General features: G+C 40.5%; 11 protein-coding genes and 1 pseudogene. 7 read left to right on the top strand and 5 right to left on the bottom strand.

Annotated features, from left to right (window positions below; genetic code table 11):
• The first annotated feature begins 401 nt into the window (after positions 1 to 401).
• From C427_RS01095 to C427_RS01075, 6 genes are all read left to right on the top strand, one after another.
• Positions 402 to 1,553, top strand: coding sequence for an acyl-CoA dehydrogenase family protein (locus C427_RS01095; protein ID WP_007638275.1), 1,152 nt, complete (start codon positions 402 to 404; stop codon positions 1,551 to 1,553).
• 44 nt (positions 1,554 to 1,597) lie between these two features.
• A complete protein-coding gene (locus C427_RS01090; RefSeq protein ID WP_007638273.1) occupies positions 1,598 to 2,797 on the top strand; it encodes an acyl-CoA dehydrogenase family protein in 1,200 nt (399 codons plus the stop codon).
• Positions 2,798 to 2,817: 20 nt separating this feature from the next.
• Complete coding sequence (locus C427_RS01085; RefSeq protein WP_007638271.1) at positions 2,818 to 3,939, top strand: acyl-CoA dehydrogenase family protein; 1,122 nt, start codon at positions 2,818 to 2,820, stop codon at positions 3,937 to 3,939.
• 401 nt (positions 3,940 to 4,340) lie between these two features.
• Positions 4,341 to 5,522 carry a BaiN/RdsA family NAD(P)/FAD-dependent oxidoreductase gene (locus tag C427_RS01080; protein ID WP_007638270.1) on the top strand — a complete coding sequence of 394 codons (1,182 nt, stop codon included), beginning with the start codon at positions 4,341 to 4,343 and terminating at the stop codon, positions 5,520 to 5,522.
• Between the two features lie 163 nt (positions 5,523 to 5,685).
• The gene (locus C427_RS26120) at positions 5,686 to 5,832 is read left to right on the top strand and encodes a hypothetical protein (protein ID WP_007638269.1); all 147 of its coding nucleotides are present in this window, start codon (positions 5,686 to 5,688) and stop codon (positions 5,830 to 5,832) included.
• A gap of 451 nt (positions 5,833 to 6,283) precedes the next feature.
• Positions 6,284 to 6,490, top strand: a complete 207-nt coding sequence (locus C427_RS01075) for an amidase family protein (RefSeq protein WP_007638267.1) — start codon at positions 6,284 to 6,286, stop codon at positions 6,488 to 6,490.
• 304 nt (positions 6,491 to 6,794) lie between these two features.
• Here the strand turns inward: C427_RS01075 and katG are convergent.
• The 5 genes and pseudogenes from katG to C427_RS01050 form a co-directional block, all read right to left on the bottom strand.
• A pseudogene (gene katG, locus C427_RS28645) lies at positions 6,795 to 9,048 on the bottom strand (catalase/peroxidase HPI).
• A gap of 420 nt (positions 9,049 to 9,468) precedes the next feature.
• A complete protein-coding gene (locus C427_RS01065) occupies positions 9,469 to 9,654 on the bottom strand; it encodes a hypothetical protein (protein WP_007638262.1) in 186 nt (61 codons plus the stop codon).
• Positions 9,655 to 9,689: 35 nt separating this feature from the next.
• The gene (locus C427_RS01060; protein WP_007638260.1) at positions 9,690 to 9,986 is read right to left on the bottom strand and encodes a hypothetical protein; all 297 of its coding nucleotides are present in this window, start codon (positions 9,984 to 9,986) and stop codon (positions 9,690 to 9,692) included.
• Between the two features lie 42 nt (positions 9,987 to 10,028).
• Positions 10,029 to 10,226, bottom strand: a complete 198-nt coding sequence (locus C427_RS01055; RefSeq protein ID WP_007638258.1) for a helix-turn-helix transcriptional regulator — start codon at positions 10,224 to 10,226, stop codon at positions 10,029 to 10,031.
• Position 10,227: 1 nt separating this feature from the next.
• A complete protein-coding gene (locus tag C427_RS01050) occupies positions 10,228 to 10,725 on the bottom strand; it encodes a hypothetical protein (protein ID WP_007638256.1) in 498 nt (165 codons plus the stop codon).
• A gap of 1,177 nt (positions 10,726 to 11,902) precedes the next feature.
• Between C427_RS01050 and C427_RS01045 the strand changes: the two genes are divergently transcribed.
• Positions 11,903 to 12,100 carry a hypothetical protein gene (locus tag C427_RS01045; protein ID WP_007638253.1) on the top strand — a complete coding sequence of 66 codons (198 nt, stop codon included), beginning with the start codon at positions 11,903 to 11,905 and terminating at the stop codon, positions 12,098 to 12,100.
• The last annotated feature ends 25 nt before the right edge of the window (positions 12,101 to 12,125 follow it).

Here is a 12,125-nt window from a genome sequence, read left to right as displayed (position 1 = left end):
TCTGGGTCAAATAAAACAGTATAAAACTGCCTAATTTATCGATAACGCCCGTATATAATCTGCAACCAACTGCAATATGTTTAGATGGCCTTGTATTCCACAAAAAACTTGCATTTACACAGGAAGCACAAATTTAAAACACAATTAACAAATAAATACATTATTACAACAATTAAGGCGATACTAGTTCTGCCTAGCGGAATATTCAAGCTGTTTTTGACATATGCATTCCATCTTTATTTAATGGATTAAGATTACTGAATACATTACAAGGCAAAATAAGCAAACAAGCCCTATTACTTAAGCGGTCAATTCAGGCGAATAAGTACAATTGCGGCTTGATTTCTTGTGGGTTTCCTGTTCCACTGTGCGGAATGAGATCGCTTTAATGAGGATTTAAAATGATTCGAGATACAGAAATGTTGAATCAATTTCTGGATACTATTTCAAAATTCGTTAGGGAGCGCTTAGTTCCTGCGGAAAACGAAGTAGCTGAAAACGATGCTATTCCAGAAGATATTGTTCAAGAAATGAAAGACATGGGCTTGTTTGGCATGACAATCCCAGAAGAATATGGCGGCTTAGGCCTAACCATGGAAGAAGAAGTGCTGGTAGCCATTGAGTTGGGCAGAACATCCCCTGCTTTTCGCTCCCTGATTGGCACTAACAATGGTATCGGCTCTGCCGCGATTGTATTTGACGGTACCGAAACACAAAAACAAACCTACTTGCCTAAATATGCTTCAGGTGAGCTGATCGGTTCTTTTTGTTTAACCGAGCCTGATGTTGGCTCTGACGCCGCCGCAGTAAAAACAACCGCGGTAAAAAAAGGCGATGAATATATTATTAATGGCACCAAGCGCTATATTACCAATGCACCTAGAGCAGGCACCTTTACAGTAATGGCCCGAACAGACCCATCAATTAAAGGAGCCAAAGGCATTTCTGCTTTTATAATTGACGCGTCTACTCCTGGCATTTCACTTGGGCCTAAAGATAAAAAAATGGGTCAGCAAGGCTCCTATACTTGTGATGTAATTTTTGAAGATTGTCATGTGCCAGCAGACAGTATTATTGGTGGTGTTGCAGGTAAAGGCTTTATCACCTCGATGAAAGTGTTAGATAGAGGGCGCTTACATATTTCTGCATTGAGTGTGGGTATTGCCGAACGCTTAATTAACGATGCATTAAGGTACGCAGTGGATAGGACTCAATTTGGTAAACCTATTGCAGAGCACCAAATGATTCAAGTCATGCTAGCTGACAGTAAAGCCGAAGCTTATGCAGCTAAATGCATGGTGCTTGATGCGGCAAGACAAAAAGATTTAGGCAATAAAATAACCACTGAAGCGTCTTGTTGTAAATTGTTTGCAACAGAAATGGTGGGCCGAGTCGCTGACAAAGCAGTACAGATACATGGCGGTGCAGGCTACATTTCAGAATACGCAGTAGAAAGGCTTTATCGTGACGTCAGATTATTTAGATTGTACGAAGGTACAACCCAAATTCAACAGATGATCATTGCCAGAAATATGATTAAAGACATTCAATAGATTAAGTACATTTAATAAATTAAGTATAAACAAAGGCCTGCAAAATGAATTCAAATTTCACCGCTGAAGAAAAAGACTTTCAACAAGAAGTGCAGCAATTTTTGCAAGAAAAGTTGCCAAAAGAAACCGCTAGAAAAACTAAAAGCGCGTTACATTTATCTAAAGAAGAATGCGTTGAATGGCAAAAAATACTCCATAAACAAGGATGGGCCGCCACTAATTGGCCATTAGAACATGGTGGAACTGGTTGGACACAAACCCAAAAATATATTTTTGCCAACGAATGCGCTAAAGCTGGCGGTCCCGATGTGATCCCATTTGGTTTAAAAATGGTGGCACCGATTATTTACACTTTTGGTAATGAAGAACAAAAACAACGTTTTTTACCTGATATATTAGCCAGTAACGTGTGGTGGTGTCAGGGTTATTCAGAAACGGGGGCAGGCTCTGACCTTGCAGGCGTTAGAACAACTGCAGTGAAAGACGGCGATGAATATGTGGTTAACGGCACAAAAACATGGACTACGTTAGGTCAACATGCTGATTGGATATTTTGTTTAGTTAGAACTGGTCCTCCCAGCGCTAAAAACCAAGAAGCAATCAGTTTCTTATTGATTAACATGCACGATCCTAAAATAAAGGTATCGCCAATTATCACTATTGATGGACGGCATGAAGTGAATGAAGTGCATTTCGATGAAGTGCGTGTACCTGCAAATAATCTTATCGGAACAGAAGGCCAAGGCTGGACATACGCGAAAGTATTGTTAACCCATGAGCGAACAGGCATCGCTCGTGTAGCAATATCTAAAGACCGCCTAGTGCAACTAAAAGAATTAGTTGCAACATCTCCTAACGGAGAAGACAAATTAATGGATGACGTTATTTTTGCTCAAAAGATAGCAAATGTAGAGATTGATTTATTGGCGTTAGAATATACAGAATTACGCACCCTCTCTGCTATCAGCACGGGGCAAGCTCCAGGGCCAGAATCTTCAATTTTAAAAATTGTTGGAACACAAATTATTCAGGCAATTGATGAATTGTATGTCGAAGCTGCCGGTTATTACAGCATGCCATTTGTTCCTTATCAGTTCTATGACGACTATGACGGAGCTCAAATTGGCCCTGATATGGCTACTAACAGTTCATTACGTTACTTCAATAATCGAAAAACATCCATTTATGGTGGCAGTAACGAAATTCAAACTAACATCATTAGCAAAGCCGTTTTAGGCCTTTAAATTAGCATTAGGAGTTTATTATGGACTTTTCGTTAAGCAGCGAACAAAAAATGATTCAAGACAGTGTCTCGAGGTTTGTCCTCAATGATTACGATTTTGATACCCGTCGAAAAATACTCGGATCAACAACAGGTTATAGCCAAGAAAACTGGAACGTTTTTGCTGAACTTGGCTGGTTAATGCTGCCATTTTCCGAAGAAGACGGCGGTTTAAGTGGCTCTATGGTCGACCTTGCATTGGTTATGGAAGAATTTGGCAAAGGCATGGTGGTAGAACCTTTTATTGCCACTACCGTTATGGCAGGTGGATTGGTTGCGTTAGCGGGTAATCAACAACAAAAAGACGATTATTTACCCAAAATCATGGCGGGTGAATTACAAATGGCCTTTGCCTATGCCGAGTCACAAAGTCGTTATAATTTAAACAACGTAAAATGTAGCGCCAACAAAATAGATGGTGAATTTGTTATCACCGGTCAAAAATCTGTTGTTTTAAATGGTAATCATGCTGATACATTAATTGTTGCCGCACGTACCTCTGGTGATACCAATGACACCCATGGCATTAGCTTATTTCTAGTTGATGCTAAGCATGCAAGTGTTACCCGCCAAGGTTATGCAAATGTAGATGGTCACCAGGCGGCTGACATTTCATTTGATAATACCCCTACCCTTGGATTGTTAGGTGAATTAGATATAGCCTTGCCTGCCATTAACAATATTATCGACAGAGCTACTCTGGCGATCTGCGCTGAAGCCGTTGGTGCGATGCAAATTGCCCATGAGCGTACCTTAGAATATGCCAAAACACGTAAACAATTTGGGCGTACTATTGGGTCTTTCCAAGCGCTTCAACACCGTATGGTAAATATGTTTATAGAGCATCAACAAGCTAAATCTATCCTTTTAATGGCAGCATTAAAAATGGATAGCAATAATGGCAGTGATGCAAAAGCATTATCAGCGGCGAAAAGTCGTATTGGTAAAGCGGCGAGTTTAGTAGGTCGCGAATCAATACAAATTCACGGTGGTATCGGTATGACTGACGAAATTGATGTAGGTCATATATTTAAGCGTTTAACCACCATACAATTTTTGTTTGGTAGTACTGATGTGCATACCAGACGTTTTGCATCTTTGTAAAAAATAACACTTCAAAAATTGTCTTTAACTGATGAAACTTTCCTGCTGCCTATGGCCGAAACGCTTTAACAGCAATAGGAATATTCATTCGTTATGGACAAATTCAAACACGCTCAAGACAAGCTAAACAATTCAGCCGCAATGTTATTCCTACTCCCTGTATCGAATTTCACTTTGGTGAGTGCGGTTATTGTGGCCTGGTAAATATACAAATTAAAGAATACCCCCTCAACGCCCTTCACTGTTTAAGTTTATGCTGCCTAATTTTATATAAATCTAATATATTTTGAGTAAAACACGACAATATTTTAAGGGCATTCGACTCTGGTACTTATTAAGGATGCGTTTATGCCCTATAATTCAGCGCTCAAAATAGGGTGTGGTAGCTAACGGGCGATAAATTGAAAAAAGTAGATGTGATTGTATTAGGCGCTGGAGCTGCTGGCTTGTTTTGCGCAGCCCAAGCAGGAAAACGTGGCCGTAATGTGGTGGTACTCGACCACGCAAAACGTTTAGGGGGAAAGATCCTGATGTCGGGAGGGGGTCGTTGTAACTTCACTAACATGTACGCCAGTCATGAAAATTTTCTATCCGACAATCCGCATTTCTGCAAATCTGCTTTAAGCCGTTATACCCAGTGGGACTTCATTGGTTTGGTTGCCGAATACGGCATTGCCTACCACGAGAAAGCCCTAGGCCAGTTGTTCTGTGACGACAGTGCCAAAGACATCTTAAAAATGTTGTTATCCGAGTGCGATAAATCAGGCGTCACGGTGACTAATCAATGCGAAATACTCTCCATCAAAAAAATAGACTCAGGATATATTCTTAATACTGCAAAAGGTGAGTATCAATGCACATCACTCGTCATAGCCACTGGCGGCTTATCTATGCCAAAACTTGGAGCTAGCCCATTTGGATACAAAGTAGCAGAGCAGTTTGGCTTAAGTGTTAAACCTACACGAGCAGGATTAGTGCCCTTCACGTTGCACGAACAAGATAAGAATGTGTTAGCTGAGTTAAGTGGTATCTCGTTGGATGCGAACGCCAGTTGCAACGATACTAGCTTTAACGAAAGTATTTTATTTACGCATCGTGGCTTAAGTGGCCCTGCAGTATTACAAATATCTTCGTTTTGGGAGCCAGGCCAAGCGGTTGAATTCGACTTATTTCCCAATGGCGATTTGTTAGCTGACTTAGAGCAAGCACTTCAAGATCAGCCTGATGTACAACTAAGCACAGCGCTGGCTAACCATTACCCAAAACGTTATGTACAAGCCGCATTGCCGTACTTAGGCATTGAAAATAAACCCCTAAAACAATACCAAGGTAAGCAACTAGAACAAGCAGCCCAAGCCTTTCACCAATGGCAACTTAAACCCAATGGCACCGAAGGTTATCGCACAGCCGAAGTCACATTAGGCGGCGTAGATACCGATCAACTCTCATCCAAAACCATGATGGCGAAAGATGTTGAGGGATTATATTTTATTGGTGAGGTTGTCGATGTAACCGGTTGGTTAGGGGGGTATAACTTTCAGTGGGCTTGGAGCAGTGGTTGGGTCGCTGGGCAAGTGGTTTAGATGTTTCATTGAATGGTAAATGGAGACAAACAGAATTAAATGAAGACAAAAAATAATGAAATAAAGACAATTTTGGTTCACTATTTAGATAAGATCTCAAATGTGTCTTTAAATGCGTTAGTTCGAACTTGAGCTAATACATTTAAATTGAAAAGCTCGACTAGTGCGCACTGTCGACAACATTTCTGTAGCCTATATCAACGACCCCAAAGGGCAGATTGCCGACATTGCGGTTTTCACTCATTTAGTCCTATTTGAACGCTCAACAGAAATGGGGGGATATTCGGTTTTTGATTCAGCTATCATATAAAGCTAACGTTAACGCTCAAATGTGCGCGCAGAAATGCAGGACGGAAAAGCTTAGCGCCATGATTATCGTCGTCCTAGCACCTCCTAACAGGCAATCTATCATTTAAAGGTATTGGCGCAGCCAACGTGAGACGAAGCATTATAGAAATTTTCATATTCACGCCCATCGAGCAGGAACAAGTACATATTATTTCTCATATCCCAGACCCAATTCAAACCGTCATGCAATGACTGGGAAATAATTTTGTTATCGAATAAATATTCAGTTCGTTTTTTTAAATGATCGGCGCTTACCAACAATACTAGCCAGATAATCAGAAAAAATCCCCTCAAGTAGTGAGCCCCCAAGAAAAATAAACATCTTTAACCTTAGCAAATATGTCTGTTTGAACTAATAACCATAGAACACTATCGGTAAGAATTAGTGTGTATGACAGATTTGCTTTAAAGTCTTGTATGGCATTAAACCTACCGTTGGTATTGTGCCGCAGCGTTATATAATTCCTATTTCATTGGCCCAAGACAGCGCAGGCCCCATGACCAAAACCACAATGGGTGCAGTTTTGATGATGAACGCAATCAAGATTTCAACGCCTGGCAAAGACTACAATGCTGGCTTGACAAAGAATGCCTTAAAGATGTGCGTGCGGGAATATTGAATTTTTGCTAAAGGTGAGTCTGAGTCTATGCTATGACACTTTGCCCGTGCATTGGATGATCTTGAGGCCGCAAGCGCTATTTTAGTCAACATAAATGATCGCCCAAACACGCCGGAAAAATTTGGTCAAATGAGTAACGATATTCTTAAATATGAATTTAAAGATAGTTTAAATTGCTCCTTGACGTCTACGTCAGCCGAACAGGTGACAACCCAAACACTGTAACAATTGATAGCTATTTAAACATGTTTTACTGCCCGCGTTACTAGTTTGTCACCGTATCGCGAGCAGTAAAGTAAGCATATTATGAACGATACATTTCATTTTGTAGTTCAAAACGGTCAAGCATCATTACTTTGTGCCACGCTTTTACAAACGCTTCTACAAACCTTACATTCCCTGTTGAGGAACCATACACTTCACAAATGGCTCTAAGCTGAAGGTTTGAACCAAAGACAAGATCACAGCGGGTAGCTGACCACTTGATTTCGCCGCTTGCCGTATCTGTTCCTGTAAAAATTTCCTTGTCGTCGTCAACAGGTGCCCACTTTGTATTGATATCAAGTAGATTGACAAAGAAATCATTACTTAACACGCCTGGCTGGTGTGTAAATACGCCGTGTTTTGACCCATCAAAGTTGGTGTCAAGAACGCGAAGGCCACCCACAAGTGCAGTCATCTCAGGAGCTGATAAATCAAGAAGGTGTGCTCGGTCGATCAACATCCGCTCTGTTTCTACCGCGTAATTACCCTTTACAAAGTTTCTAAAACCGTCTGCGTGGGGTTCAAGAAAAGATATATTATGTTCATCGGTTTGCTCTGCAAGAGCGTCCATTCTCCCCACTACGAAAGGCACAACGACGTCAACACCAGCCTGGGCAGCTGCCTTTTCAATAGCAGCGCAGCCAGCTAAAACAATTAAATCAGCTATTGAAATTCGCTTATTGCCACTTGCACTGTTATTGAATGCTTGTTGAATCTCTTCAAGTGAATTCAATACACTCTTGAGTTGCTTGGGGTTATTCGCTTCCCAATTGACCATTGGTTCAAGTCTTATACGTGCGCCATTTGCTCCGCCTCTAAGATCTGTCTTACGAAACGTCGATGCACTGCCCCAAGCAGCGCTGATTAGCGCTGATAGGCTATGGCCAGCGTTTAGTACGCTTGATTTAAGTGTGGTGATATCGGATTCGTTTATTAACTCATGATCAAGCATTGGGATCGGGTCTTGCCAAATTAAGTCATCTGCAGGAACATCGGCACCAAGCAGTCTGTTTTTTGGTCCCATATCTCTGTGTATCAGCTTGTACCAAGCTTTTGCAAATGCGTCGTCAAGCAATGATGGAGTGTCAACGAATTTTTGACAAATTTTGAGGTAGGCCGGATCTTTGATTAAGGCAATATCGGTGGTCATCATCATAGGTGGATGGCGCAGCCCATCAATGTGAGCATCAGGAATAAGGTCAGATGCGGCTCCATTTTTTTGGACGCCATGACTTACCACCTGCCACACTTTCTGTTTGTTCCCACTCGAATGCAAACAAATTCTTAAGATATTCATGGTCCCAACGAGTGGGATGAGACGTCCACGCACCTTCAATGCCGTTGGTAGTTGTGTACTGGGCTTTTCCCGTACCATTGCTGTTTAACCACCCTAAGGCTTGGTTTTCGATCGGTGCGCCGCTCGGTTCAGGTCCAAGGGCTGATTTAGGGGATGCACCGTGACTTTTACCAAATGCATGTCCACCTGCAATTAATGCAACGGTTTCTTCATCGTTCATGCCCATGCGACCAAAGGTAATTCTAATCTCTTGTGCAGAAGATAAGGGATCCATATTACCAAATGGACCCTCAGGGTGAACGTAAATTAACGATTGCCTTGAGGCGGCAAGAGGATTTTCTAAATCATAATCATCACTTCCTGGCTCACCAACCCAGCGTTTGTCTTGTGTTGCCATAACGGTTTCAGGACCCCAATAGCTCGCATCATCAGCTTCCCAATAGTCAATTCGACCAGCGCCGAAGCCATATGTTTTAAAGCCCATCTGCTCTAAGGCTAGATTGCCTGTCAGCATAATAAGGTCTGCCCAAGAAATGTTTTCACCGTACTTCAATTTTATGGGTTGTAGCAATCGAATGGATTTATCGATGTTGCCATTGTCTTCCCATGAATACAGTGGAGCAAATCGCTGCAAACCCTGAGCTGATCCTCCGCGTCCGTCAAACACGCGGTAAGAGCCTGCAGAGTGCCAAGCCATCCTAACCATCTGAGGTCCATAATTTCCATAGTCTGAAGGCCAAAAGTCTTGAGAGCTAGTTAACAATTCTAAAATGTCTTTCTTGACTTCTTCAATGTTTAAAGACGCAAAAGCAGCAGGATAATCAAAATCATCACCAAGAGGATTAGCGGCGGGTGACTGACTATGTAGCAGTTCTATGGGAAGCTTGCCGGGCCACCAATCAGCGTTCATAGGGGGGGTGCCAATAGCGCCTCCTATTCGTTTACTTTCAATTGCACTGTAACCGCCAGCAATTGGACATTTCACTTTATCAGACATATTAGTGTTCCTTAATTTTATAGACCTTAAACTATGGTTATCTTGACCAAAATCAACAAGTTTAAACTGCTTATTTGTGACTATGCACGACGCCCGTTTATCTATTTAGATATTTGAGTATAGGTCGAATAAACGCTATTGACTACCCTTGGCTACAGCTGACTTTTTGTGCGGGTTAATGTTTACTAAAAGGAGGTTTTGGTAGTTATTGATTTTAAAATTGCAAACCCTGTAAGTGTTCCGGTTGCTAATAAAGCACCAGTTTTAAGTTCGTCTTTAGTTTGATTATCCATAATTGATAAAACACCTTATTTTGATTTGCGTGCTGACGCTTTTTATAAACAGCACGCGTTTTTTGCGCGTCCAGTGAAGGCCGTTTTTTAGCCGTAACGATGTTTAATAAACTTGTTAGCAGTGCGACTACTTTGAACTTTTTATAAAACCTATTACGCCGAGAACTACTGCACAACTAAGTATAATTACATCCAAGTAATATGCAGGTTCTTGAACAACCAATACCGTACCTAAGATCGTTGTCAAAATACTCGCATTGGTGTATTGGTTTTGGCTGCTGCGTTTTTCTATTTTATTAATTACTTCATCCATATATATTTTCTCCGTTTGAAGTTCATATAAGTTTATTACGCTGTTCTTTGTTCAGTTAAACTCAAGCGTTTATGAGAACTAAAAATATGCTGCTTTGTATTATCAAATACTAAATAAGCATCTATCTCTACAGTAAAAAATGCCACAGGAAATATTTCTAAAATACCAAAGTTACCTAGGTTAGCAGATAAAAGTGCAACTTTTCCATTTGCAGATAGGCTCTTATCAAAATCGCGAAAATCACCATCTACATAGAGCTTGGCCCCATGAAGCCATGAATTAGTAACTTTAATTTTATGATCTTTAACATTGAATTCGAATTTTTTTCTCATTTGAAACTCCATTTTGTGAACAACATATAACAGCTTATTTTCTTACTCTTCGATGCTAAAAATACTCTCTACTGTAACGTGAAAATAAGCCGCCAATTTTAATGCAATAACTACCGATGGCGTAAAACGTCCCGTTTCCACTGTACTGATGGTTTTTCTAGATACCCCAATGCCATCCGCAAGTTCCTGCTGAGATATTTTAAGTTTCCCCTGAAGCTTTGCAATATTATTGTCAAGCATGTTAATCCTGCTCTTTACGCAGCATATATAGTATGGGCAAACCATAACTGAGCAATAATACCGCAAGGTTTAGTTTAATAAATTCAAGAAAGGAAATACTGTTGAAAAGCTCAGGTAAGTATTCGCCCCTGTCATTTAAATAGGCGAGTATCACTAAGATAGGCAGTAAGATACTCATTACATTCCAGCTGTATTGGTAGCCTTTCATACTCACGTAGCTAATATATTCATCGGAAAATTTAAAACACAAAGATGTATTAATATTTATTTTTCCGTTAAATTTCAGATTTTTAAATAAACTCACTCCCATAGCGATGAATAGAACTAGCCCAAACGTTCCGACGATAATTTTTAGCCATGTAGAGTTTGGGAATACACTTTCTACTAGGGTGTAGATACTGTCAGTGATGAAAAGAAGCCCGAATACCGCAGATAGTTTAGCAATGAGTGTTAAGAAGTGTTGTTCTATCGCAGGCGTTAATTCCGTTTCAGTATGCATATTAATTCCTCTAAATTATGGTGACACCTTAAGGTATCAAATATTACCTTAAGGTTTCACTTTAAAAGATTTGAGATAGAGCAGTTGATATAATTATCAAAGTTGAATGAAATCGATGGGGTCAGTGAAGTTGATTTTTCATAAACTTAATTGCGCTGAATTAATAAGACACTCATTATAATAAAAGTAGAATAATTTTTTTGGCTGCTCGTTAACATGGCTGATGAGATAGACGCTCCCTAGTACAGCGTCAACACGCCAAAATAATATTTCCAACAAGACTATTTACATGGGGAACGTCCAAGATGAAACTTAAATAATTACGATCAATTTAAAAAAGAACGTATTCCAAGTATGCAAGGTGAATGAGCATATAAAGCTTTAGTTTACTAAGAAGTTAAAGCGTAATGAGTTACTCGATTTTATACATCATCAATTACCAACAGTAGTGGTGATAGAGATCTGTTACTCATCTCATTACTGGGGCGAGAAATAGCGAAGCTAGGCCATGATATCAAGCGTATCCCTGCCCAACATGTCACACCCTTTGTGCGAGGTAACAACAATAACCATAACGATGCGTTTGCAATAACAGAAGTCAGCCAACGTCCTCATATTCCCTTTGTACCAATTAAAACTGTGCATCAGCAAGACGTTAGCTGCCTGCACCGCATTCGCGAACGCTTAATCAAAAGTAAGAGTGCACTAGGTAATCAATCCAGAGGCTTATTGAGTGAGTTTGGGTGGTGCTTCCTCGTGGTCACGCAGCAGTCTTAAATGGCATGACCCAGTCACCGGACAGGCAAGGATAATAATCTGTGTGGATATATTTTTAAGGCGATAAGGTACGTGCTACGCATCACTCGGTACGGACTTCAATTAGAGGCCTGAAATGATAAAACCATTTCAATCAAGAGCCTGAATATATGGGAGCCCAGGTTTGAAAATGAGGGTCATTTTTAGACTTCCATCAACACAACGGACAAGCGGTAATACCGGCTTAAAAATGGTATTCATGCTGAAAATCAGCACGAATGGGCAAGTAGTAACTTGACATCACATGAGCGTCCACATATTTGGCCTGATTCATTTTTGCCAGCTTTTTAAGTATCGATAATCTCGAAAAGCGCTTCAAGGCTAATTGGCAGGGTGTGTAACCTTAAAAATGCGTTGTTAAGTGGTTTACGACGTATATATACTTCTTAGTTGGTTACGTTTCGCCAAGCATGACTCTCACCAGTACACAACATTTCCTGGTGTCTCATTAGAAAATGACACAGAGATCCATGAACTAGATGACATGCTCGAGTTCGCTTTAGATGATTATTTTGTAAAAGCGCACATCATTGTGAAATTGTTAATAGAAGGTTTTTAGAAAAAAAGTGAAAAGCCTATTTTAA

Source organism: Paraglaciecola psychrophila 170 (assembly GCF_000347635.1).
GTDB lineage: Bacteria > Pseudomonadota > Gammaproteobacteria > Enterobacterales > Alteromonadaceae > Paraglaciecola > Paraglaciecola psychrophila.
This window is presented reverse-complemented; position numbering and strand designations above follow the sequence as displayed.